This is a genomic window from Pseudoalteromonas luteoviolacea (genome assembly GCF_018100925.1).
Classification (GTDB): Bacteria; Pseudomonadota; Gammaproteobacteria; order Enterobacterales; family Alteromonadaceae; genus Pseudoalteromonas; species Pseudoalteromonas obscura.
In genome coordinates this window covers 406134-431694 of the sequence record NZ_JAGJEH010000006.1, presented here as the reverse complement: position 1 = coordinate 431694, position 25561 = coordinate 406134, and the positions used below count along the sequence as shown (strand labels likewise).

At 44.0% G+C, this 25561-nt stretch carries 22 protein-coding genes and 1 pseudogene; 16 read left to right on the top strand and 7 right to left on the bottom strand.

From position 1 onward, the window contains the following. Positions 1–212: 212 nt before the first annotated feature. Positions 213–950 carry a thioesterase II family protein gene (locus J8M00_RS15480; RefSeq protein WP_211011428.1) on the bottom strand — a complete coding sequence of 246 codons (738 nt, stop codon included), beginning with the start codon at positions 948–950 and terminating at the stop codon, positions 213–215. A gap of 323 nt (positions 951–1273) precedes the next feature. On the opposite strand from J8M00_RS15480, the gene prfC reads away from it, so the two are divergent. The 4 genes from prfC (at position 1274) to J8M00_RS15460 (ending at position 6177) form a co-directional block, all read left to right on the top strand. Then, positions 1274–2863, top strand: coding sequence for a peptide chain release factor 3 (prfC, locus tag J8M00_RS15475; RefSeq protein WP_063362491.1), 1590 nt, complete (start codon positions 1274–1276; stop codon positions 2861–2863). A gap of 63 nt (positions 2864–2926) precedes the next feature. Then, positions 2927–4669 (top strand): arginine--tRNA ligase, encoded by a 1743-nt coding sequence (gene argS / locus J8M00_RS15470; protein WP_211011427.1) that lies wholly within the window; start codon positions 2927–2929, stop codon positions 4667–4669. A 101-nt stretch (positions 4670–4770) separates the two neighbouring features. Continuing rightward, entirely contained in the window at positions 4771–5412 is a 642-nt protein-coding gene (gene pdxH, locus J8M00_RS15465; RefSeq protein ID WP_211011426.1) for a pyridoxamine 5'-phosphate oxidase, read from the top strand. Next, positions 5413–6177: a TatD family hydrolase gene (locus tag J8M00_RS15460; RefSeq protein WP_211011425.1), complete on the top strand. Its 765-nt coding sequence runs from the start codon at positions 5413–5415 to the stop codon at positions 6175–6177. A gap of 84 nt (positions 6178–6261) precedes the next feature. On the opposite strand, the gene J8M00_RS15455 is transcribed toward J8M00_RS15460, so the two are convergent. Next, positions 6262–6879: an AhpA/YtjB family protein gene (locus J8M00_RS15455; protein WP_211011424.1), complete on the bottom strand. Its 618-nt coding sequence runs from the start codon at positions 6877–6879 to the stop codon at positions 6262–6264. A gap of 79 nt (positions 6880–6958) precedes the next feature. Between J8M00_RS15455 and serB the strand changes: the two genes are divergently transcribed. The 6 genes from serB to lpdA all read left to right on the top strand — a co-directional run bounded on the left by serB (position 6959) and on the right by lpdA (position 15746). Beyond that, positions 6959–7990: a phosphoserine phosphatase SerB gene (gene serB, locus J8M00_RS15450; RefSeq protein WP_211011471.1), complete on the top strand. Its 1032-nt coding sequence runs from the start codon at positions 6959–6961 to the stop codon at positions 7988–7990. Between the two features lie 93 nt (positions 7991–8083). Continuing rightward, on the top strand, positions 8084–8227 hold the full coding sequence (locus tag J8M00_RS15445; protein ID WP_211011423.1) for a hypothetical protein: 144 nt from the start codon (positions 8084–8086) through the stop codon (positions 8225–8227). A gap of 438 nt (positions 8228–8665) precedes the next feature. Continuing rightward, on the top strand, positions 8666–9415 hold the full coding sequence (pdhR, locus tag J8M00_RS15440) for a pyruvate dehydrogenase complex transcriptional repressor PdhR (protein WP_211011422.1): 750 nt from the start codon (positions 8666–8668) through the stop codon (positions 9413–9415). A gap of 102 nt (positions 9416–9517) precedes the next feature. Then, positions 9518–12184, top strand: coding sequence for a pyruvate dehydrogenase (acetyl-transferring), homodimeric type (gene aceE, locus J8M00_RS15435; RefSeq protein ID WP_211011421.1), 2667 nt, complete (start codon positions 9518–9520; stop codon positions 12182–12184). A gap of 11 nt (positions 12185–12195) precedes the next feature. After that, positions 12196–14103, top strand: coding sequence for a pyruvate dehydrogenase complex dihydrolipoyllysine-residue acetyltransferase (gene aceF, locus J8M00_RS15430; RefSeq protein WP_211011420.1), 1908 nt, complete (start codon positions 12196–12198; stop codon positions 14101–14103). 218 nt (positions 14104–14321) lie between these two features. Further along, positions 14322–15746, top strand: coding sequence for a dihydrolipoyl dehydrogenase (lpdA, locus tag J8M00_RS15425; protein ID WP_211011419.1), 1425 nt, complete (start codon positions 14322–14324; stop codon positions 15744–15746). 48 nt (positions 15747–15794) lie between these two features. Here lpdA and J8M00_RS15420 read toward each other — a convergent pair whose 3' ends face one another. Then, on the bottom strand, positions 15795–16130 hold the full coding sequence (locus tag J8M00_RS15420; protein WP_211011418.1) for a hypothetical protein: 336 nt from the start codon (positions 16128–16130) through the stop codon (positions 15795–15797). Between the two features lie 226 nt (positions 16131–16356). Here J8M00_RS15420 and J8M00_RS15415 point away from each other — a divergent pair, with 226 nt between their 5' ends. Next, positions 16357–16902, top strand: coding sequence for a hypothetical protein (locus tag J8M00_RS15415; RefSeq protein ID WP_211011417.1), 546 nt, complete (start codon positions 16357–16359; stop codon positions 16900–16902). Positions 16903–16927: 25 nt separating this feature from the next. On the opposite strand, the gene J8M00_RS15410 is transcribed toward J8M00_RS15415, so the two are convergent. Next, a complete protein-coding gene (locus J8M00_RS15410) occupies positions 16928–18034 on the bottom strand; it encodes a tRNA nucleotidyltransferase (protein ID WP_211011416.1) in 1107 nt (368 codons plus the stop codon). A gap of 172 nt (positions 18035–18206) precedes the next feature. Between J8M00_RS15410 and J8M00_RS15405 the strand changes: the two genes are divergently transcribed. Next, complete coding sequence (locus tag J8M00_RS15405) at positions 18207–19121, top strand: ExeA family protein (protein ID WP_211011415.1); 915 nt, start codon at positions 18207–18209, stop codon at positions 19119–19121. A gap of 9 nt (positions 19122–19130) precedes the next feature. Beyond that, complete coding sequence (locus J8M00_RS15400) at positions 19131–20228, top strand: general secretion pathway protein GspB (protein WP_211011414.1); 1098 nt, start codon at positions 19131–19133, stop codon at positions 20226–20228. 41 nt (positions 20229–20269) lie between these two features. Here the strand turns inward: J8M00_RS15400 and J8M00_RS15395 are convergent. Next, positions 20270–21462 (bottom strand): annotated as a pseudogene (locus tag J8M00_RS15395) (HD-GYP domain-containing protein). A gap of 198 nt (positions 21463–21660) precedes the next feature. Here J8M00_RS15395 and J8M00_RS15390 point away from each other — a divergent pair. Continuing rightward, positions 21661–22950: an amidohydrolase gene (locus tag J8M00_RS15390; RefSeq protein ID WP_432652275.1), complete on the top strand. Its 1290-nt coding sequence runs from the start codon at positions 21661–21663 to the stop codon at positions 22948–22950. A gap of 20 nt (positions 22951–22970) precedes the next feature. Here the strand turns inward: J8M00_RS15390 and rluA are convergent, their stop codons facing one another. Next, entirely contained in the window at positions 22971–23624 is a 654-nt protein-coding gene (rluA, locus tag J8M00_RS15385) for a bifunctional tRNA pseudouridine(32) synthase/23S rRNA pseudouridine(746) synthase RluA (protein ID WP_211011412.1), read from the bottom strand. A gap of 74 nt (positions 23625–23698) precedes the next feature. Further along, positions 23699–24574 carry a DeoR/GlpR family DNA-binding transcription regulator gene (locus J8M00_RS15380; RefSeq protein ID WP_247687398.1) on the bottom strand — a complete coding sequence of 292 codons (876 nt, stop codon included), beginning with the start codon at positions 24572–24574 and terminating at the stop codon, positions 23699–23701. A 25-nt stretch (positions 24575–24599) separates the two neighbouring features. Between J8M00_RS15380 and J8M00_RS15375 the strand changes: the two genes are divergently transcribed. Both J8M00_RS15375 and J8M00_RS15370 read left to right on the top strand, forming a co-directional pair. Next, entirely contained in the window at positions 24600–25253 is a 654-nt protein-coding gene (locus tag J8M00_RS15375) for an HAD-IA family hydrolase (protein ID WP_211011411.1), read from the top strand. Then, a complete protein-coding gene (locus tag J8M00_RS15370) occupies positions 25247–25534 on the top strand; it encodes a hypothetical protein (protein WP_211011410.1) in 288 nt (95 codons plus the stop codon). Before J8M00_RS15375 ends, J8M00_RS15370 begins: the two co-directional genes overlap by 7 nt. Positions 25535–25561: the final 27 nt, after the last annotated feature.

Here is a 25561-nt window from a genome sequence, read left to right as displayed (position 1 = left end):
CATTCGCACACGCTTCTAGCAATCATTTTAATACAAAGTGAGCGAGTTAGTTTCTTCATTATGAGAATGCAAACTATTTAGCGCTTTATAGTAATTGGTATTGTGTACCTATGTCTAGGACTGTCGATTAACTTTAGTTTACAAAGGTGTGTGAAAATTGTACAGGTTTGGGAGATGAATGGACCTCACTGTGATCCATTCAAGTACTTAATTTATAAGGAGGCTAGTATGTCAGACACTTTTGCAATCACTTGATCGCTGAGTGTGTTGATAAAAAAGTGATCACCATTAAAAGCGTGCTGCTGAACTGGAAAGCTTGATAGCGACTGCCAAGCATCACGTTGAGCTTGTGATATATCAATATCATCGTGACCAAAAAAGACATCGATAGGCAGTGGGAGAGGGCATGGCTCAGCCCGATAACAATCTGCGATTTCGAAATCAGCGCGTAGCAGCGGTAAAAACAGGTCCATCAGCTCAGCATTTGCCAGAATTTCTTGTGGTGTACCATTGAGTTCACGAAGCTTTTTGATGAACTCTTGCTTAGGTAAATGGTGAAGAGGTTGTTTTTGGCTGGCTAAATGCGGTGCTCGACTGGCCGAGGCAATCATTTTAACTGGCAGCGTTTTATTTGCTTTTTGTAAGGTGTAGGCGAGTTCATAAGCAACACGACTGCCAAGACTATGACCAAAGAATACACATGGTTTTTGAGTTATAAAGTCGCTGTGTTGCATTAGCTCTTCAATAATTAAGTGCATTTTGTCATGGGGGGGCTCCATGAGCCGGGCACCGCGCCCAGGTAACTGGACAAGGACTATTTCAATATGAGCGGGTAATTTATCTAGCCAAGGTATAAAAATGCTTGGTGCACCGCCTGCGTAAGGAAAGCAGAAAAGTCGAATGGTTGCCTGAGGGTTAGGCTTTGGCGTTGTAAATAGTTTTGTAGTCATTGAATATTTTTTATTATTGGTTATGGGTATCTATCCTAACAATTTAAATAAAATTGTATAGGGGCCGCAGCGTTCAGGCTTGCACTGCAAAGGGGCCAACTTTGTATATCCAGAGAATCGCCTATTGATTGAATGCTATTGGCGGCACAGGTGGAATGAACGATGAGATTGGTCAAAGTTAGAAATGCCGCAGTTTATCGTCAATTTATGCGCCGATAAGTTGTTAAAATAGTCAGGATCGGAGACAATATGCGGATATGTGTTCACAGCCGAGTGTTATCAGTTAATAGTCTCACTCAGATAAGCCAAAAGTAGAGTTTTCAATGTCAAACAACAGTATCCAGCAAGAAGTATCGCTTCGCCGTACTTTTGCCATTATTTCTCACCCGGATGCGGGTAAAACCACCATTACAGAGAAAGTGCTTTTATTCGGAAAGGCGTTACAAAAAGCCGGCACAGTAAAAGGTCGTGGTTCAAACCAGCACGCAAAATCTGACTGGATGGAAATGGAAAAAGAGCGTGGTATCTCGGTAACAACCTCGGTGATGCAGTTCCCGTATAATGATGCATTGGTAAACCTACTAGATACCCCGGGGCACGAAGACTTCTCTGAAGATACTTATCGTACACTGACTGCAGTTGACTCGTGTCTAATGGTAATCGATGCGGCAAAAGGTGTTGAAGATAGAACACGTAAATTAATGGAAGTTACTCGCTTACGTGACACGCCAATCGTGACTTTTATGAACAAGCTTGACCGTGACATCCGTGACCCAATGGAAGTGATGGACGAGGTTGAAACAGAACTGAATATCATGTGTGCACCTATCACTTGGCCAATCGGCTGCGGTAAAGAATTTAAAGGCGTGTACCACATTCATCGTGATGAAACGATTTTATATGCAACGGGTCAAGGCCATACCATCCAAGAAAAACGCATCATTAAGGGCTTAGACAACCCAGATCTAGATGCCGAAATCGGTGATGAGTTAGCCGAACAGCTTCGTGAAGAGCTAGAGCTGGTGATCGGTGCATCAAATGAGTTTGATCATGAGTTATTTTTATCGGGTGAGCTAACACCAGTTTACTTTGGTACAGCATTAGGTAACTTTGGTGTTGACCATATGCTTGACGGTTTAACAGAGTGGGCGCCAACGCCTATGCCACGTCAAACTGAAGAGCGTGAAGTAAAGGCTGAAGAAGAAAAGTTCTCAGGCTTCGTATTCAAAATTCAAGCGAATATGGACCCCAAACACCGTGACCGTATTGCCTTCATGCGTATTGTATCGGGTAAATATACTCAAGGTATGAAGATGGACCATGTACGTATTGGCAAAAAAGTCAGTATCTCCGACGCGGTAACCTTTATGGCGGGTGACCGTGAGCGCGCTCAAGAGGCATATGCTGGTGACATTATTGGTTTGCATAACCACGGTACAATCCAAATCGGTGATACCTTCACGCAAGGTGAGAAGCTGAAATTTAGTGGTATTCCAAATTTCGCGCCCGAATTATTCCGTAGTATTCGCTTAAAAGATCCGCTTAAGCAAAAGCAGTTGCTAAAAGGCTTAGTACAGCTGTCAGAAGAAGGTGCGGTACAGGTATTTAGACCACTACAAAATAATAGCTTAATCGTAGGTGCGGTCGGTGTGCTTCAGTTTGATGTGGTTGTAGCGCGCCTAAAAGCTGAATATAACGTAGATGCAATTTACGAAAGTGTAGCGGTACAAACAGCCCGCTGGGTGACGTGTGACGACGATAAGAAGATGGCTGAATTTAAACGCAAGTGCGAAGCGAATTTGGCCCTTGATGGTGGTGATAACTTAACTTACATTGCACCTAGCCGTGTAAATTTAAACTTATCAATGGAACGCTATCCTGATGTTAAGTTCCATCATACACGTGAACACTAATAAGCGCTTAAATTGAATTTAACCTTGCTGGTTTGATGGCTGGCAAGGACCACAGGATAACAAATGAATATCAAAACTCTATTAATTGAAAAAGCCAATGCAGCAATGCAAGCTGCGGGCATTCCAGAAGGCACAAACCCAGCGGTTACACAATCTACTCGCCCGCAATTTGGTGATTACCAAATCAATGGCGCAATGGGCGCCGCAAAAGCATTAAAAACGAATCCGCGAGAAGTTGCACAGAAGATCATAGACAACTTAGACATTGCCGATCTTGCTGCTAAAACTGAAATTGCAGGCCCAGGTTTTATCAATATTCATCTAAAACCTGAGTTCTTAGCATCAAGCTTAGAATCAGCTAACCAAGATGCAAAACTTGGTGTAGCAGAACACGCGACTCCGCATAAAGTCGTTGTTGATTACTCATCTCCGAACCTTGCAAAAGAAATGCACGTTGGTCACCTGCGTTCGACCATCATTGGTGATGCCGTTGTACGTGCCCTTGAATTTCGCGGTGATAAAGTTATCCGTCAAAACCACATGGGTGACTGGGGTACTCAGTTTGGTATGCTTATCGCACACCTTGAAGATTTACTTGAACAGGGCATTGATCTGGAAGCGGTGGCACTGGCTGATTTAGAAAGCTTCTACCGTGATGCAAAAAAACGCTTTGACGACGAGGGAGGTTTTGCTGATAAAGCCCGAGATTACGTAGTGAAGTTACAAGGTGGTGATGCACATTGCGAAAAATTGTGGCAGTTATTCATCGACACCTCGGTGAAGCACTCTGAAGAAGTGTACAAAAAGCTCAATGTGACATTGGGACGCGAAGACATTAAAGCGGAGAGTGCCTATAACGATCGTTTAAATGGCGTTATTGAGCTACTAAAAGACAAAGACATTGCTGTAGAAGATCAAGGCGCGCAAGTTGTTTTCCTTGATGAACTGGCAAACAAAGATGGTGAGCCATCAGTATTTATCGTACAGAAGTCCGGTGGTGGTTTCCTTTACTCAACAACAGACTTAGCTGCATGTGATTATCGTTCAAATGAGTTGGACGTTGACCGTATTTTAATATTTGTTGATGCTCGTCAGGGTTTGCATTTCAATCAAGTTGAAATTACAGCTCGTAAAGCTGGATTTTTGAAAGATAAAACCAGCTACGAGCCAAGCCTTTTTGGTACTATGATGGGTGACGATGGTAAGCCATTCAAAACGCGTACTGGCGGTACTATCAAGCTTGCTGATTTGTTAGATGAAGCTGTGAGTCGTGCATCAGAGAAATTGGCTGAGCGTGCCTCTGAGCTCTCTGAAGAAGCGCGCGCAGAAATTGCCCGCAAAGTAGGTATTGGTGCAGTTAAATATGCCGATCTGTCAAAGCACCGCACAAGCGACTACATCTTCAATTGGGACACAATGCTGAGCTTTGAAGGCGCAACAGCGCCATATCTTCAGTATGCTTATACACGTGTTAAAAGCATTTTCCGCAAAGCTGAGGTAAATAGCGGATCATTGAGTGGTCAGATCATCATCGCAGAGCCACAGGAAAAGGCTTTGGCCCTTAAGTTATTGCAACTGGAAGAAGTCCTTGATCTGATGATCAATGAAGCGACGCCACACGTATTATGTGGATACCTATATGAACTTGCCAGTTTGTATATGTCATTCTACGAAGCATGCCCGATATTGAAAGATGATGTCGCAGAGCAAACTAGAGAAAGTCGTTTGCTACTATGTAACTTAGTGGCTAAAACACTACACACGGGCTTAGACCTATTAGGCATTGAGGTAATGGAGCAAATGTAAGCTCCATTTATTGGTTAATGTTGTAAAAGCCGCCACTTTAGGCGGCTTTTTGTTTACTGATGAGAGTAAACACCGTTTTAATATGCTAAGGAATCGCCAAGATGAAATTAGATGAAATCCGCAGAGAGTATGTGCAGGGTGGGCTGCGTCGAGAAGCGCTGAAAGACAATCCGATTGAACAATTTGAAATTTGGCTACAGCAAGCCGTTGATGCAAAGTTTACAGCGGATCCAACCGCCATGGTTGTGGCAACAGTGGATGCGCAAGGTCAGCCATCACAGCGTATTGTATTGTTGAAAAACCTTGATCAAAATGGTTTTGTATTTTTTACCAATACGGGCTCAAAAAAAGCACAAGATCTAGCTATCAATAACAAGATATCTCTGCACTTTCCATGGCATGCAATTGAGCGACAAGTGATTGTATACGGCGAGGCTCAACCTTTAAGTACAGCCGCTGTGGCGAAATACTTTTTGTCTCGTCCTAAAGAGAGTCAGCTGGCGGCATGGGCATCTCAACAATCCCGTCCAGTTTCGTCTCGACAAGCTTTGATGCAAACATTCCAAAATATGAAAAGTAAGTTTGCTAAAGGTGATATTCCATTGCCTGACTTTTGGGGCGGGTATTGTGTTGTGCCTCATAAAATAGAGTTCTGGCAAGGTGGAGAGCATCGACTTCACGACCGTTTTATGTACGTAAAGCAACCAGATGGCAGCTGGTCGATTGAACGCCTGAATCCTTAAATGCGATTTATCGATAGCCATTGCCACTTAGACTTTGCAGAATTTGCTGACAACGTAAACCAGCAAATTTCAGACGCTGCGTCTTATGGCATCGAAAAGCTGATTGTGCCAGGTGTTTCACTGGCACAGTGCAAGCGTTTAACGAATTTTCAACAAACGCACTCGTGTAGTTATATTGCATTTGGTCTTCACCCTTATTTCTTGACACCAGATAGTCGTCAAGAAATGACGCAGTTGGTTGATTTGGCAACACGATATAGACAGGAATTGGTGGCCATTGGCGAATGCGGCATTGATAGCCAATGTGCAGATCTCGCCCTACAGCAGGCAATTTTTGCTGATCATATCCGGCTGGCTAATACTTTAGAGTTGCCGCTGATTGTGCACCACCGCCAAAGTCATCATCTAATTGCGCAGTCGTTCAAGCAAATAAAACCTAAGTTTGGTGGTGTGATCCATGCCTTTTCGGGTTCTCGGCAACAAGCTCAATATTACGTCAACTTAGGGTTTAAACTTGGTTTGGGTGGTACTATTACCTACCCGCGGGCCAAAAAAACCCGAGATGTGGTGAGCGCGTTGCCACTCTCAAGTTTTGTAATTGAAACTGATGCGCCATCGATGCCAGTTTTTGGCCATCAGGGGCAGGTTAATACACCTGCGAGATTGATGGATGTTTTTACACATGTATGTCAATTACGTAGTGAACCGAAAGAAGTCATTGCGTTGTCACTTTACACGTCGACATGTGAGCTTTTTTCAATTTGATATTAGCTTTAATCGCAAGCCAAATATGGGCAAACGTACACTAGCAGACATGACGTTATGATTGGTTGTTTTCTTCATTTTCAATCAGACTGTCTTCTTGTGCTCTTTTTTTATTTGTTTTTTGACATCACGGCGCGTTAACGCACGGCCTATTTGCCAGGTAAATACACCAACAATAAGTAGCATTAAAAGTACGATTCGGCCCAATTGATGGAAGTGTTTATGGCTTTCACTCATGGCAGCATCAGTAAGATATTCAATGCTGACAAAGCCGATGGTTTGTTGGCTATCTACAATCTTTCCAACTATGGCATCTTTACTCGGATTGATACCAGCTAACCCGTCAGGTAAACCTTGAAATTCGGGTGCCTCGGTTATGCCGTCGTTGCCTATTAGAAATTGACCCTTTTGGTTATAGACGGCAACAGAGAGCACGTACTGATCGCTGGCCAAGTGGTTGCTTAGGGCTCTGAGTCTTGGCGTGTCCATACGTGACAGTGGTTCAGCGGCATTGAGTGCAAATAGCCGGACCAAGCTTTGCCCTGTGTGATTGGCATTGGTGTGCAGTAGCTGGTGAGAGCGAAAACTGGTGTTGGTCGCTATCCATAGCAGCGCGAGCAAGCAGCCTGCTGCTATAGTGAGTCTCAGTAAACGTTTACTTTGTGAAGATTTTAAAAAAGCATGTGCTTGTGTATTTTTCATAGTTACAGGTTGTTGGCTGACATTATTTTCATTAGATGTTAAAAAGAGCCTATACCGTTATTAGGAGTGCTCAATGCCAATGCAAAATATCATTGATGTCGACCAATTCGATGTCCGCCCTGTTGAAAATCAACTTACCTTATCAAAGTGGTACGAGTTTGGAAATGCCCAATCTGCTAAAGTGGGCGTATCGACAGAGGCCAAGTCTCAATACATCGTTTTATTTGGCGCTAGTGTCAAGGGCACCTCATTGACGCAATTTATCGAGATGCTTTCATCCGAGCACTTAACGTTTATTGGCCTGTGTGCTTTTAAAGCTCATGATGATCTGCCAGTAGGTGTGGCTATAGAAGTTCATTTACAACAAGTTGATGCGTTGCCCAAAGCGATTGTCCGGCAAGCAGCTCAGACAGTGGGATGTCAAGGAGCAATATTGCCTCGTTTACCTCAACTACTAAAACCAGGCCTATTGGTGATGGATATGGACTCTACCGCGATTGAAATAGAGTGCATAGATGAAATAGCCCGTCTTGCAGATGTATACGACGAGGTGGCGTCGGTAACCGCAGAAGCAATGGCAGGTAAATTGGCATTTAGTGACAGTTTGTATAAACGCGTAGCGAAATTAAAGGGTATTGAACTGAGCTTGATTTCTCCACTCAAAGAAGATCTGCCTTTGATGGCGGGGATTAAAGCTCTATGTGAAATACTAAAGTCGCACGATTGGCGATTGGCAATTGCTTCTGGCGGATTTACTTGGTTTGCAGAGGCATTGCAGGTTCGATTGGGGTTAGATCATGTATTTGCTAATACTCTGGAAATTGAAGAGCAAAAGTTAACTGGTCGAGTTATTGGCGAAGTAGTAGATGCAGATAAAAAGGCGCAAGTACTAGAGAGTTTGCGCAGCCGTTACGATATTAGTGCGGGACAAACCTTAGCCATTGGTGATGGTGCTAATGATTTGGTAATGATGGCGGCGGCTGATTTAGGGGTGGCTGTACACGGTAAACCCAAGGTTGTGGAGCGAGCAGATGCAGCCATTTGCGATGGTTCTTTACTACAATTACTGTACTTTCTAACAGTGCCTATGCCAGATGGAATTAAATCATAATGTACACACTGAATAGGGTTTGGTATTGATAGATTGGTAGCGACTCATATACTTGGATTGAAAAAATAAAAACAAAACAAAAGGAAAGTAACGATGAAAATAAAACTTATCAAAAAAAATCTCAAAACACTTAATGATGACAAGGTAATTGCATCACGCAAAACCAAGGCCGTTGGTGGTGGAATCAGTGACTTCGTTTGCAGCGGTATCGAAGCATGCGACGTGGCAATTAAGTAATTTAGTTTTTTAAGCTGGAAGCTGTGCGTTTATTCATCAAGTAGACGTGGCTTCCAGCGCATTTACTCAGTCTAACTCACCACTCTCTTACTGCTTTATCCACTCTTTATTTTTCAAGCTTCCTTTTATTCACCTTTTACTGCTATGACACTCTGGTCTGACCATTTTTATTTTTCTTTGCAATCAATTTTAATTGTATAAAGTTTAATCTGAATGGATGTCAAAAAAAGGACATTAAAAGTGATGAAAAGGTGTATTTTTGACAGCCGAGCTTGATTTTGGTAACTTAATGTCCAAATTTGGTATGACCAATTTACCTGACTGGTCACAATATACTAAATAATTAAGTAAATATTGCTAAGTTTTAAAGACTTACGGTTTAGCGTAGGGGCTTTATTTTTAGCTGGTGGATATAAAACCCAAATTGGCGTGTTATCAATGTCTTTGAAAATTAAAGCTGCGAAACTCTCGGATGTGATTTTAGAGCAACTGGAAAACATGATTTTAGAAGGATCATTGCTTCCAGGAGAAAAGCTTCCACCGGAAAGAGAGCTTGCCAAGCAGTTTGAAGTATCCCGCCCGTCGTTACGAGAGGCGATTCAAAAACTCGAAGCCAAAGGGTTAGTGACACGTCGTCAAGGCGGTGGCACGTACGTTAAAAATCAGCTAGAAGAAGGCTTAACTGATCCGCTTTTTGACTTGATCAGTAAACACCCTGAGTCTCAGTTTGACTTACTCGAATTCCGTCATGCCCTCGAAGGGATTGCCGCGTATTACGCAGCACTTCGAGGTACAGACAACGATATGGATAAGGTCAAACAAAGCTATGACAATATTGCTGAGGTCGGGGATGATTTAGCCCTAAAAGCCAAAGCAATCAATGCATTTCATTTCACTGTAGCAGAAGCGTCACATAATGTGGTGTTACTGCACTTAGTGCGTGGGATGCAGTCGTTACTTGAACAAAATGTATTGCAAAACTTAACCGTATTGGTGCAAAAGTCAGACGTTAGCGATCAGCTAGCGCAGCATCGAGCGGTATTGATGGACGCCGTGATCCAAGGGGATCCGGAAAAGGCAAGGCTTGCAAGTAACGCACACCTAGCCTTCATCGAAGAAGCATTACTTGAAGCGGGCAGAGAGCGCTCTCGTATTGAGCGAAGTCTGCGCCGTACTAAACAGCAATAGTTAGGTAAATTCGGTCTTTTTAAGCAAAATCGGGCAATTATGCTCGATTGCGTCATTGGCGCATTGAATAAATTTGCATTTAAAACATAAGGAACACTCCATATGTCTGAAGTCAATAAGTTTGACGTTGACGCGTTAGAAACCCAAGAGTGGTTACAAGCGCTTGAGTCAGTTGTAAAAGAAGAAGGCGTAGAACGTGCGCAATTCTTACTTGAGCAAGTGCTAGAGCAAGCCCGCCTAGATGGTGTAGATATGCCAACTGGTATCACTACAAACTATGTGAATACTATTCCGGCAGGCCAAGAACCAGCTTACCCTGGTGATACCACGATTGAACGCCGTATCCGCTCTATCGTACGTTGGAATGCGATCATGATCGTACTTCGTGCGTCTAAAAAAGACCTAGAGTTAGGCGGCCACATGGCGTCTTACCAGTCTTCAGCAGCATTTTATGAAATGTGTTTCAACCACTTCTTCCGTGCGCCAAACGAGAAAGATGGTGGTGATTTAGTTTATTACCAAGGTCATATTTCACCTGGTATCTACGCACGTGCATTCTTAGAAGGTCGTTTAACTGAAGAGCAGTTAGACAACTTCCGTCAAGAAGTAGATGGAAAAGGTATCTCGTCATACCCTCACCCTAAATTGATGCCTGAGTTCTGGCAGTTCCCAACAGTATCTATGGGTCTTGGTCCAATTGCATCAATCTATCAAGCACGTTTCCTTAAATACCTAGAAGGTCGTGGTCTTAAAGAGACTAACGAGCAGCGCGTATATGCGTTCCTAGGTGATGGTGAGATGGATGAGCCAGAATCACGTGGTGCAATTTCTTTCGCTGCGCGTGAAAAGCTAGACAACCTATGCTACCTAATCAACTGTAACCTACAGCGTCTTGACGGCCCAGTAATGGGTAACGGTAAGATCATTCAAGAACTTGAAGGCCTATTTAAAGGTGCTGGTTGGAACGTGATCAAAGTTGTTTGGGGTTCTGGTTGGGATACGTTACTTGCAAAAGACACAACTGGCAAGCTATTACAGCTGATGAACGAAACAATCGACGGTGACTACCAGACATACAAAGCGAAAGATGGCGCGTATGTACGTGAGCACTTCTTTGGTCGTTACCCAGAGACAGCTGCACTAGTTGCTGATATGACGGATGATGAAATCTTCGCACTTAAGCGTGGTGGTCATGATACATCTAAACTATACGCAGCTTATAAAGCGGCGCAAGATGAGAAAGGCCGTCCAACAGTTATCCTAGCTAAGACTGTAAAAGGTTACGGCATGGGTGAAGCTGCAGAAGGTAAAAACATTGCACACCAAGTTAAGAAAATGGACATGTCTAGCGTTGAACACCTACGTTCACGTTTAGGCCTTGAAGATCTCGTTTCTGACGAAGAAATTACAAATTTACCGTACCTAACGCTTAAAGAAGGCTCTGCAGAGTACGAATATCTGCACGCACGCCGTAAAGCGCTACACGGTTATACGCCGCAGCGTTTACCTAACTTCACACAAGCACTTGAACTACCAAAACTAGAGCAGTTTAAGCCGCTACTTGAAGAGCAAAAGCGTGATATCTCAACGACAATGGGTTACGTACGTGCATTAAACATCTTGTTGAAAGACAAAGGTGTTGGCAAAAATATCGTACCTATCATTGCGGATGAAGCGCGTACTTTCGGTATGGAAGGTCTATTCCGTCAGATTGGTATTTATAACCCACACGGTCAGAACTACACACCTCAAGACCGCGACATCGTTTCTTACTACAAAGAAGCAACGTCTGGTCAGGTACTTCAAGAAGGTATCAACGAGCTAGGTGCAATGTCTTCATGGGTTGCTGCTGCAACATCATACAGCACCAATGACCTACCGATGATCCCATTCTACATCTACTACTCTATGTTCGGTTTCCAACGTGTTGGCGACATGGCATGGATGGCGGGTGACCAACAAGCGCGTGGTTTCCTATTAGGTGCTACAGCAGGTCGTACAACGCTAAACGGTGAAGGTCTACAGCACGAAGATGGTCATTCGCACATTCAAGCGGGTACTATTCCTAACTGTATTTCTTACGACCCAACGTTCGTATTTGAAGTTGCGGTTATTCTACAAGACGGTATCCGTCGCATGTACGGTCCAGAGCAAGAAAATGTGTTCTACTACCTGACGCTGATGAACGAAAATTATCACCAGCCAGCAATGCCGGAAGGCGCTGAAGAAGGTATCCGTAAAGGTATCTACAAGCTTGAGTCAAACGCAGGTGAGAAAGCACACGTACAACTTATGGGTTCAGGCACAATCTTGAACGAAGTACGCAAAGCGGGTGCAATCCTAAGTGAAGAGTACGGCATTGGTTCTGATGTATTCTCTGTCACTTCATTCAATGAGCTGGCACGTGACGGTCAAGATGCTGAACGTTTCAACATGCTTAACCCAGAAGCAGATGCAAAAGTACCTTACATTGCCACTGTACTTGGCGAGTCTCCTGCAATTGCTGCGACTGACTACATGAAGAACTATGCAGATCAAGTACGTGCATTCATGCCAAGCAGTTCTTACAAGGTGCTAGGTACTGATGGTTACGGTCGTTCAGACAGCCGTGAAAACCTACGTCGTCACTTCGAAGTGAACGCAGGTTATGTGGTTGTTGCTGCACTTAACGAACTTGCTCAACAGGGCAAGGTTGAAAAATCAGTTGTTGCTGACGCTATCAAGAAGTTTGATATCGACACAACAAAAGCTAACCCACTTTACGCATAAGAGGCAAAAACATGTCAATTGAAATTCATGTTCCAGATATTGGTGCCGATGAGGTTGAAGTAACCGAGCTCCTAGTAAGCGTAGGTGACACGGTTGAAGTGGATCAGTCATTGATCACAGTTGAAGGCGATAAGGCTTCAATGGAAGTACCAGCAGCCGCTGCGGGTACTGTTAAAGAAATCAAAGTTGTTGAAGGTGATAAAGTTTCAACAGGTTCTTTGATTATGATTTTTGACGCAGCCGGTGCAGAAGCACCAGCTGCGGCAGAAGCGCCTGCGGCTCCTGCTGCAGCGCCAGCACCTACGGCACCTGCTGCGGCAGAGCTTAAAGAAGTACACGTACCAGATATCGGTGGCGACGAAGTAGAAGTTACTGAGATCATGGTTGCAGTGGGCGACGCAGTTGAAGCTGACCAATCAATCTTAAACGTAGAAGGCGATAAGGCTTCTATGGAAGTACCAGCACCATTTGCAGGTACTGTGAAAGAAATCAAAGTGGAAGTTGGCGGTAAAGTATCAACAGGCTCTTTGGTATTCGTATTTGAAGTTGCAGGCAGTGCGCCTGCAGCTGCACCTGTTGAAGCAGCGCCTGCGCCGACAGCGGCACCAGCTGCGGTAGCAGAAGCGAAAGAAGTACACGTACCAGATATCGGCGGTGATGAAGTTGAAGTGACTGAAATCATGGTATCAGTAGGTGATTCAATCGAAGAAGAGCAGTCTCTTATTACTGTAGAAGGCGACAAGGCCTCTATGGAAGTACCAGCGCCATTTGCAGGGACTGTAAAAGAGATCAAAGTAAACGCTGGCGATAAAGTATCGACAGGCTCTTTAATCTTTGTATTTGAAACGGCAGGCAGTGCACCTGCGGCAGCAGCACCTGTTGCAGCGCCAGCTCCAACAACTGCACCTGCGGCGGCTCCAGCTGCCAAGCCAGCTCCGGCATCAGCGCCTGCATCAGCACAAAAAGATGAGTTTGTAGCAAACGATCAGTATGCACATGCATCACCAGTTGTTCGCCGTCTTGCACGCGAGTTTGGTGTAAACCTAGCGCGTGTTAAAGCGACCGGCCGTAAGAACCGAGTTGTTAAAGAAGACGTTCAAAACTACGTGAAAGAGCTAGTTAAGCAAGTTGAATCTGGTCAGCTGTCTAAAGGTGGCAACACAGGTGGTGGCGAGCTTGGTCTTATTCCTTGGCCGAAAGTAGACTTCAGCAAGTTTGGTGAAGTTGAAGAGAAGAAACTATCTCGTATTCAAAAGATCTCTGGTGCAAACCTACACCGTAACTGGGTACAAATCCCGCACGTTACTCAGTTTGACGAAGCAGACATCACAACGCTAGAAGCATTCCGTAAGGAGCAAAATGTTCTAGCTGAGAAGAAGAAGATGGGCGTGAAGATCACACCTCTGGTCTTCGTGATGAAAGCGGCGGCAAAAGCACTTGAAGAGTTCCCAACGTTTAATTCTTCACTATCAGAAGATGGTGAGAGCCTAATTCTGAAGAAATACGTGAACATCGGTGTGGCGGTTGATACGCCAAACGGTTTGGTTGTTCCTGTATTCAAAGACGTGAACAAAAAAGGCATCATTGAACTTTCCCGTGAACTGATGGAAGTATCTAAAAAAGCACGTGACGGCAAGCTAACTGCGGCTGACATGCAAGGCGGTTGTTTCACAATCTCAAGCCTTGGTGGCATCGGTGGTACGTCATTCACGCCAATCGTGAATGCACCAGAAGTGGCTATCTTAGGTGTATCTAAGTCTGAGATGAAGCCGAAATGGAATGGTAAAGAATTTGAGCCGCGCTTAATGGTGCCGCTAAGCTGTTCATACGACCACCGTGTAATTGACGGTGCGCTTGCAGCACGCTTTACTGTGACACTTGCAAACTACCTGAGCGATATTCGTCAGCTAGTGATGTAAGATGATACAAAACCGCCCAACCTAAGTTGTGCGGTTTTGTTGTATTTTTAGTGTCCTGTCTGATAATTGGACGGGACATTAGTGAGTGCGAATGATACACTTTCGCGCACAAAAAACTCTCTCTGTTGGTTTTGTCCTAATTTGGCGACTGGCAGGCAAATTGGGTGCGGATACTCAGTTGAGTAGAGTCCCGTTCGAATAATAGTTAAGGTAATAACATGAGCAACGAAATCAAAACTCAAGTTGTTGTACTAGGCGGTGGTCCTGGTGGTTACTCTGCAGCATTCCGTGCAGCAGACCTAGGTTTAGATGTTACATTGATTGAATCTCGCGATACCCTAGGTGGTGTTTGCTTGAACGTAGGTTGTATTCCTTCAAAAGCACTTCTTCACGTCGCTAAGGTTATCGACGATGCAGCTGAAATGGCTTCTCACGGTGTAACTTTCGGTGCTCCACAAATCGATTTAGACAAAATCCGTACTTGGAAAGAGTCTGTAATCGGTCAACTTACTGGCGGCCTAGCTGGTATGTCTAAAATGCGTAAAGTTAACGTAGTTAACGGTTACGGTAAATTCACAGGCTCTAACACCATCGCTGTTGAAGGCGCTGACGGCACTAAGACAGTGACGTTTGATAACGCTATCATTGCAGCAGGTTCACAACCAGTAAGCCTTCCGTTCATCCCACAAGATGAGCGTATCATTGATTCAACTGGTGCACTTGAGCTTAAAGACGTTCCAGGCAAACTACTTGTACTAGGTGGTGGTATCATCGGTCTTGAGATGGGTACTGTTTACCGTGCACTAGGTTCAGACATCGACGTTGTTGAATTTGCTGATCAGCTAGTACCTGCTGCTGACAAAGACATCATCAAGGTTTACCAGAAGTACGTTAAGAACAAGTTCAACGTAATGCTTTCTACGAAAGTAGTTGCGGTTGAAGCGAAAGAAGACGGTATCTACGTTTCATTCGAAGGTAAGCAAGCACCTGAAGGCCAAGTACGTTACGACAAAGTATTGGTTGCTGTTGGTCGTACACCAAACGGTAAGCTACTTGATGCTGACAAAGCTGGCGTTGCAGTTGATGAGCGCGGCTTCATCAACACAGACAAGCAAATGAAGACAAACGTTAACCACATCTTCGCGATTGGTGATATCGTTGGTCAGCCTATGCTTGCACACAAAGCGGTACACGAAGCACACGTTGCTGCAGAAGTTATCTCTGGTAAGAAGCATTACTTCGATCCTAAGTGTATCCCTTCAATCGCTTACACAGATCCAGAAATTGCATGGGTTGGTGTAACTGAGAAAGAAGCGAAAGAGCAAGGTCTTAAGATCGAAACTGCGGTATTCCCGTGGGCAGCATCTGGCCGTGCAATCGCTTCAGCACGTACTGAAGGTCAAACTAAGCTTATCTTTGATAAAGAGTCAGGCCGTGTTATCGGTGGTGCAATGGTTGGTATCAACGCAGGCGAAATGCTTGGTGAGATCGGCCTAGCGGTAGAAATGGGTGCTGACGCAGAAGACGTGGCACTTACTATCCACGCTCACCCAACACTGAACGAGTCAATCGGTCTAGCTGCTGAAATCTTTGAAGGTTCAATCACTGACCTTCCAAACAAAAAAGCAGTTAAGAAGAAGTAATTTACACTTCTTTTTGAATTGAAAAAACCCGGCGATCGCCGGGTTTTTTTATATGAAACTGCTGTACCATCGCTTTGAGTTAATGTCGTTATGCTTACATGTATTCTTCAGTTGGCTTCGCTCAATGTGTTTAAATACTGAATAGGTGGTCACAGTAACGTTAGATTGCAGCGAATAACCTTGATACTCTTCTAGTATGGCTAAAAAGCTTTTTAGCTCACCAGTATCATTCCCTCTACTTTGTTCAAAAGCGATTTCATCTTCAATATGTGCTATAACGCCCCTACTTCCTGAGCCTTGGATCTCGCCACTAACCAGCTTAAATGTGTCGCCAAGGGAGTCTGAACAGCAGATTATTGCCTCTTGTTGCCTGTATAAGTGCATTGAGCTCATTCAATCGATATTGTTCATGACTGTTGTGAGGCGTTGTATGCAGCGAGTCCATTGATATACAAAGAGGTTGTTATGCTTTGCTTTTGAAATGAAGAATAAAAGAGAATTGGTTTACTTTGATTTACTTTTCATGGAATTTTGGCCTGATTACCTCTTTAAGTATTGTGACTTTTAAATATAATGACCGACCAATTTATTCCCAATATGACAACAAACAATGAAAAAAGTACTACCTGTATTCTTTGGTTTAACTCTGGCAGCATGTGGTGGAGGCAGTGATGATAAGAGCACGCCGACTGCGCAAGAACAGCAAACAAGTGTTAATGATACAACAACGGCTGTAGAGCCTGCTAAATCAGAGTTTGCACCGATAGTTGGTGTTTATGACGCAAGTTATGAAGGCGATAAAGCGGTTGCAGTAATTGATAGTCAGGGTAAATATCATATGTTTGATCACCTAAATGATAACAAAGGTGGCAATAAAGATTGTTATGCACCAGCAACACAAGAGCTGCCTAATTATGCATTTAATGGATTAAGCTTCAAATATGACGAGAACCTACGTCATTTCCAATTACAAAATGCAACACCGTCACTTGCGTATGAAATAAATGACAACAATGAATTGGAATATATCATTAGCGACAATTTGACGGTTGGTGGCGGTGCTTTGTCAATCAAATCCAACAATCAGCATATTGTGATCCGCAAAGATAAATTAGCTGTTTCTGTTGAGGATGTATTAAGCAAAAAATGTGCTTAATTTTATAAGGGGCAATAGCCCCTTTTTAAAACGTCAATATGGCCGCAATCCGATTCAACTTTAATTTATCCATTTCTTTTTTTATTTCTGGCCCCTTGGCACCCAAAGCGATGACTTCTTGTGCTTTGACATTACTTGCTGCCTTAAACGCCTTGTTGAGTTCAACGGCCCTAGTTGAGCAGTTCTCATCAATAACCCGTGCAGTGCTGATAAATACACTTAAGCGTTCAGGACGACGCCATGCATCTAGTTGATTTAGAATGGTCATGACCGTGTCTGCTTGCCAATCGTCTGATTTCAGTAATGGTAAATTCGCTTGTAAGTCACGCAAGCTGTCAGCATAGGATTTTGGGATCTTATGATCTTGTTCGAGATTGTATTCACTCAGATCTGCTTGATATTGCCAAAGGCTAAATGCAGATCTCAAATAAGTGTCATTACTTGGATCTAAGCGTTCAAGCTGATCCGATAATGTGTTCGCGGTGCTTTGATCCCATTTAGTTTGCCAAGGTGTGACAAATGGCAGCGCATTCAGATCCTCGAGGACATTGGTAAATATGTGGATAGCGCCATCTTTAAGAGACTTTTCTATTTCCATCCATACGCGCTCTTTAGTGAGGGTATTAAGCTCACCAGCACGTACCATTTCACTCATCAATTGTATGGTTTCATCGGCAATGGTAAAGCCTAAATAGTGATAACGTGCTGCGAATCGTGCAACACGTAAAACCCTGAGTGGATCTTCGCTGAAGGCATCGCTGACATGACGCAGGATCTTATTGTCGAGATCGACTTTGCCATGATAGGGATCGATCAGATTACCTTGATCATCTTGTGCTATCGCGTTCACGGTGAGATCGCGGCGGATCAGATCGTCTTCTAATGTAATGGTCGGTGCAAAGTCACAAATAAAACCTGTATAGCCCTGACCTTGTTTTCGCTCTGTGCGTGCCAAGGCGTGTTCATCTTTACTATCTGGGTGTAAAAATACAGGAAAATCTTTGCCAACTTGTTGGTAGCCAAGTTTTAGCATATCCCGGATTGTTGCACCTACTACGACGTAGTCTCGCTCTAATATAGGTCTGCCGAGTAATCTATCTCTGACGGCACCACCGACCAAATACACCTTCATAGTCATCCTAATACTTCATTAATTCATTCTTTACTATGGCACTATCACCTTGAGTTTAAAATGTTTGTTCCTAAATTTGTAAAAAATTCAGGGACGATTAAGCAAACAATGTTTTAACTTAAAGTGATTTTTTGCCATTATAGGCAGCATTCTAACAATAAAGAGACAGATCGTGTATTTACGCTATTTTGGTTTAACGGAGAAACCGTTTTCAATTGCGCCGAATCCTGAGTTTCTATTTTTAAGTGATCGCCACAAAGAAGCGCTGGCACATTTAACTTATGGACTTGGCGATGCCGGTGGCTTTGTATTATTAACAGGGGAAGTGGGCACTGGAAAAACCACGGTGACCCGCAGCATGTTAGCGCAATTACCAGAGTCCACTCAGGTCGCGTTTGTCTTAAATCCAGCATTGTCAGAAATGGAATTGTTAGCGAGTATCTGTGACGAGTTACATATAGAGTATGATGCTAAAGATGCAACACTTAAATCGTTGACTGACGTAATTAAAAAAAGGCTATTGGAGAATCATGAGCAAGGTGGGCACACCATGCTTATCATTGATGAAGCGCAGCACCTTGCAGCAGAAGTGTTAGAGCAACTTCGTTTACTCACCAACTTGGAAACAGATCATAAGAAATTACTCCAAATAGTGCTTGTCGGGCAGCCAGAGCTGCAGCAATTGTTGCAGCGCAATGAGTTACGCCAACTGGCACAGCGTATCACCGCACGGTATCACTTATTGCCCCTGACTGAATCGCAAGTATTTTCTTATATCAAACACAGACTGAATAAAGCCGGGTGTCAAAACCATTTATTTAGCAATGAATCGATTGCTTATATCCACCAAGTTACAGCGGGGATCCCAAGGCTTATTAACTTACTGGCAGATCGCTGCCTACTAGGTGCGTATTCTGCTCAGCAGCAAGAGATCAGTAAGGAAATTGCACAGCAGGCCGCAAAAGAAGCCTTGCCACTGAATTTGATCCCAGAACAACAAACCAAAAAACTCAATGTACCTGTATTAATTTCAGGTTGGGTAGCCGCGATGTTTGCATGCGGTTTTGGTCTTTCATATTTATTTTAATGGTGTGTCATGTCTTATCTTGTTAATGCATTAAAACAATCACAACAACAGTCAAAATCTGAGCAAGACTATGTACAAGCACGTCAATCAGCACAGGTGGCTTTTTATAAACGTTTGAGTCTCGGCCTTGGTGGTGGACTAATTAGTGTCTGTGCATTGAGTGCTGGTTACTTTTTAGGGCAATCAGTACAAGCGCCTGAAGAAGCACTGCAAGCCGAGGTTACAAAAGTGGTAGAAGATGACAAATCTCCCGCCACTGAGCAACCTGCAACCACAAAAGCGGCGGAAAATGTCGAAAAAACGGAAGCGACCCCTGATACTAAGGTCGCCTTAGCAGCTACACCAGCTGTTGTGCCTGCTATGCCAGTGGCCAGTCAAGTGCAGCAACCTGTGCTTATGCAACGGCCTGTAGTTCAAGGTATGGTGAATAACCAGATAAATTATCAATGGATGTCGGTACAGGTTGGTTTTGATGCCAGTGGGAGAGCTGTGTATTCACAGCAGTTGGTGCCAGTAAATAGCCAAGGGCAAATTATTAACGTACCAGTACAAAGCCAAGTACCGCAAGTACAACAATACGCAACGGCAGGTCAATTTTCGCAGCCTAATATGGCTTACCCACAGCAGTCTATGGTGGCGGCAAATAACGGCCAAATGTACAATCCGAACATGGCTCAGCAGTACACCAATAACCCACAAGCCAACCAATTTAATGGCACCCAAAACGTTCAAGAAGATGAGTTATCAGGTGTATCAGATGAACTAAAGCAGGCGTTTGCGGCGGCCGTAGAAGAAACACGACCCGCATTTACTGTGAATTCTGGTGAAGAGGAAGATGTGGTGTCCAGTAGTAAAGATACAGCACATGCTACGCCTGTTGAGCTGTTACCACCAAAATTACAAAACAGCATTCCTTCTTTGCGTTATCAAGCTCATATCTATGCGACCGAGCCAGAGAAGCGCTGGATAAAATTAAACAATCGAGAGTTGTACGAAGGAGATAACCTCGGGGCATTAACCATTGTAGAGATCACGCCAGAGCAAGCTCTATTTGATTTTGATGGAATTGAATTTACGTTAAATGCAATGCAGGACTGGATCCCATAATTCAGTCACTGTGCGACCTCCTTAGCGGCGCGAGTCGGTCGCTAAGGTAACATCGAATGACGAAAAAACTTAATTAAATCGAGTCCAAATTCTTCAGGCTTTACAGCAGCTTCTAACTCATCATCAACTCGCTTATCGCTCAAATCTATATCTCTCACTTCAACATGGAACATGTTTTTCGCGTTATAAAAGACTTTAACTACAGGTTGTAGAGGCGAATCAGGGTTGCTGGCAGCAACAATGCCAACTCGGTGGCTTTTGAGTTTGACTAGAGTGCCGACTGGGTACATGCCAATACAATGAATAAATTGATTGAGTAAGTGCTCATCAAACTCATGTGGACAGCCATCTTTGAGCTTTTTAAACGCTTGTATCGGCGTCATACCTACTTTGTAGACTCTATCTGCGGTGAGTGCATCGTAAACATCGACTATTGAGATCATGCGAACATATTGAGATAACTCCTCTCCTTTTTTTGCATAAGGGTAGCCTGTGCCATCTAATCGTTCATGATGAAAGCCTGCAATTTCTGAGGCAATCTCACCAAGCCCACTGTCTTTAACAATATCGTGGCTAAATTTGGCATGTTCGCGCATAATCGCGAATTCGTTTTCACTGAGTTTGTCTGGCTTTTGTAGTATTTCGTCAGGGATTTTGATTTTACCAATATCATGGAGCAGCGCACCAGTTGACAGCTCTTCAATGAGCGTACGCTCGAAGCCGAGGTGTTTCGCAAAGATACTCATTAAAATGGAGACGTTTAGGGAATGCTCCAGTAGATAGCCATCTTTTTCACGGATCCGCGCAATACATGCCAATGCGTCTTGGTTTCTAAATACTGAATCAATAAATCCTGAAGCCGTTTCTTTAAAGTCCGCAACATCGATTTTGCGTCCTTCTTTGATGTCTAAAAAGGTTTTCTCTTGGAGTTGTTTAGCCTGTTCATACATCTGAACTGCATGACCAAGTTCAGCTTCAACAGGCACAGACTTATGCCACGGATCCTGTTTGGGTGCTTCGGCGATCTCTTTGACTGTTTCGGTTTCAGGTTGAGATTGATCCAATGTTTTATCGGGATCTATTTCAACTTCCATACACCAGAGTTGATCAGGTTATTGATCCCTTTTTCATTTCTGACCCAACCCTGATTTTTTACGCGAACATGTCCGGCTTGTCTGATCACGCCAACAACAAACATACCCGGTTGTAAATCTTTGATATTTATTGTTTTCACTGTATAAAAATCCCCCTGTAGAGAATTTAAGCTTAGCAAATGGATGTAAAAATGAAAGGGAGAAAAGTGTTCAGATCTTAATATGATAACGGCAAGTGATCGGTCATAAAGTGGTTGCATTTACCCGCATTTGTTTGCAAGCTGGTACGACTTTTTCAACTTAATAATAATAACCTTATGAAAACATTGCTCACATCAATGGCGTTATTGTGTTGCGCCAATCAGGTTATCGCCAGTGATTTAGAATCGGCAGTGAGTCTATCACTGCCAAAATTAGAACAACTTTATCTCCACCTTCACCAAAACCCCGAATTATCGTTGCAAGAGAAAAACACCGGAGCACGTTTGGCACAGGAACTCAGGCAGCTCGGTTTTGATGTAACGGATCGCGTTGGTGGATATGGTGTGGTTGGCCTATTCAAAAACGGGCATGGGCCGACCGTAATGATCCGTGCAGACACTGATGGCTTGCCAATCATAGAGCAAACAGGCAAGTCATATGCTTCAAAAGTCAGAGTGCAAGATGCGAACAATAATACGGTAGGCGTAATGCATGGGTGTGGCCATGATATTCATATGACCAGCTTTATTGGTGCCGCAGAGCAGTTGATAAAGAATAAACACCAGTGGAAGGGCACCTTGATGATGGTCGCTCAGCCAGCAGAAGAAGTTGGCGCAGGTGCCAAGGCAATGTTAAAAGAAGGGCTATTTAGCAAGTTTGCCAAACCAGATCATGTGTTGGGTCTGCATGTCAGCGCATCACTACCTGCTGGTAAAGTGGCTATCTCTCCAGGTTATGCGCTTGCCAATGTCGACTCAGTGGATATTACTGTAAAAGGGCAAGGTGGCCACGGGGCCTACCCGCACACGACAATAGATCCTGTGGTACTCGCCTCTCGTATTGTACTTGGGATCCAGACAATCACAAGCCGAGAGATCTCGCCGCTGAAACCGTCGGTGATCACCGTGGGATCCATACATGGCGGATCTAAGCACAATATTATTTCTAATGAAGTAAAGCTGCAACTAACCTTACGATCTTACGACAGAGAAGTGAGAGATCAGCAAATAGCCGCATTAAAGCGGTTAACTCAAGGAGTGGCCATCAGTGCTGGATTACCCGCAGATAAAGCACCTGTAGTATATGTTCATGAATCGGAAAGCATTCCATCCACGTACAATGATCCTGAGCTTGCTAATGCTGTGACTGCAAGTATCAAAAATGAGTTAGGCGAAGAGAATGTTGTCAAAGCTGATCCTGTTATGGCGGGTGAAGACTTTGGTTTGTTTGGGCGCACAGTTGAGAATGTGCCAATCACTATCTTCTGGCTAGGTGGTGTAAATCCGCAGGATTATGCAGCGGCACAAAAAAATGGCACCGTATTACCGTCACTACATTCGAGCAAATTTGCACCAGACTACCCGCTGGCTTTACAAACGGGCGTGCGTGCAATGACTGCCAGTGCGTTAGATCTCTTTAATCAATAAATACAAATGCGGATCGGATCCTAAAATGGATCCGGCGCATTAAATTGCATCATCTCGCCGCTGACCGGATGGCAGATCTCAAGCATTTGCGCATGTAGTTGTAGCCTAGTTGCCGCTGTCAGGGCGTCTCCTTGGGCGTACAGTCTATCTCCTAAAATCACATGTCCTAAAGATTGCATATGCACGCGTAACTGATGGGAGCGCCCTGTGATAGGCGTTAGAGAAACGCGCGTTGCCTGTGGCTCATATTCGAGTACTTCAAAGTGCGTCAGTGAGGGTTTGCCTGATTCATGGCAGACCATTTGTTTTGGGCGGTTGGGCCAGTCACAGGTTAAGGGCAAATCGACAGAGCCTTGCTCGGACTCTAATTTACCAAATACACGCGCCACATAACGTTTTTTAGTGAGTCTGTCTTGAAACTGGATACTTAAAAAACGATGCGCCTCTTTGTGCATTGCTAAACACAGTACACCTGAGGTTGCCATATCCAAACGATGCACAATTTTTGCGTTTGGAAAAACTCGATTGACGCGGTTAATCGCGCTGTCTGCATGTTTTGGATCTTTGCCGGGAACGGTTAACAAGCCGCTTGGTTTATTGATCACCAACATATGTTCATCTTGATATAAAATTTCAAGGTAGGGATCGGTAGGCGGGTTGTAATTTAAAAGCACAGCAAAATTCCAAAAAAGATCAAAACAGGCATATTCTAACTGCCTACACTCGAAAGGCCAAGTAAGGAGCTAGCTTAACTACTTGGCACGATGGTTAGCTCTATACCAAGCGCTTGAATACTGGTTTGGACATCTGGGCGCACACCTGCATCGGTAATAACGTGGTGGATCTTCTGTGCAGGCACGATTTGAAAAGTCATGGTTTTATCCAGTTTATCATGAGGGCCCATGAGTACAGTGCGATCGGCTTGCTCGATGGTTGCTCTAAGTACTTCAGCCTCTTCCAAATAACTCACGCAGAAACCGTGCTTTACATGAAATGCGCAGATCCCCATGAAGACTAAATCAAAACGGATTTGCTTGATCATCTCGATGGCTGAATTTCCAACTGTACGCATTGCCGGTTTGAACATTCTGCCACCAATTTGTATTACGTGTACCTGGGGGTGCTGCATGAGATCTTGAACAATTAAAGGGCAGCCTGTGACGACGGTTAAAGGTAAATTGGCGGGTAAATTTTGCGCCAAGTAACGACAGGTTTCTCCTGAGTCAATCACAATAGTTTGGCCCGCTTCAAGCATGTCGAGTGCGGGTTTTAAGAAACGCTTTTTTGATGGATCTGGCGTACTTAATCTATCGAAGTAGTCGGGCGTGTCCTCTTGTAAAACTAAGGCGCCGCCGTGAACGCGGCGTAACAGCTTGAGTTCTCCTAACTTGTTAAGATCGCGCCTGATCGTGTCTTCACTGACAGCCAGTGTTTTTGCCAGCTCTACCGAGGTGATCCTGCCATGTAGGGTGAGTTGGTCTAAGATCAATTGATGCCGTTCTGCGAGTAGCATTTTGCATGTTCCTGCGTTTTTTTGCCGAATTTTACTTGATCTAATTGGGATCGCAAGCGTATTATTTGCTTGTTGATGCATGTTTTTACGCTTTTTTTGTTTGTTTTGCATGTTTTTGCACTTTTAAGGAGGAGGTATGGAGTTGTTTTGTGACTTATCTAACTATCAAGGGATTATCTTTGATATGGATGGAACGTTAGTTGATTCTGATAAAGCCATCGCGAAAGCCATTGCACCTTGGTGTCAGATTCATCATCTGGACTTAGAAACTGTACTCAAAGACGGTCGTGGTGTGCGGTTTGAAGATTATATCCGCCAGCATTTACCTCACTTGGATATTCATCAAGAAACCAAAAATTTAGAAGGCGCAGAGGCCACATTTGCCACATATGTCTGCGAAATTGCAGGAGCTACGAGGTTTCTCGCCCATCTGCACGAACGCCAAATACCTTGGGTATTGGCAACGTCAGCGGATCGGGAGAATGCGCTTCAGCGTATGCAACATTGTGGATTGCCTAGGCCGGCATATTTAGTGGGCGCTGAAGATGTGCAAAATGGTAAACCTGATCCAGAGCCGTTTATTAGCGCTGCTATAAAATTGGGTTTATCTTGTCGGGATTGCGTGGTGTTTGAAGACTCGGATGCTGGTGTGCAAGGGGCATTAGCCGCCGGGTGTGACGTGGTGGTGGTAGGGCGATTCTGCCAGTTGGATCATCCCAATATTGTGGCGAGAGTGATAGATTATCGCAGTTGGAATATCGAGTTGTCACAGGGGAAGCAAGCATGTTGAAGACTGTTTGGCACCATTTATTGACCAGTAATGAGCGCTATTGGGATTTCGCTGGGATATTATTTGGTGGGATAGGTGCATTTGCTTTACTTGGACAGTTGCTTAATGAAATAAATCGTCACGGTGAAAGTACATTATCGATGACATTTTTATTTGGGTATGTTGTCGTGTTTATGTTTTGGCTACTTTATGGAGTTCGCTTTAAGCGTCCTGCCATCGTCTTAACTAATTCAGCTTGTCTAGCATTGCAATCAATGATAGTCATTGTGGTCATTGGATAGAAAAGTGGGGACAAATGATGTCCCCAT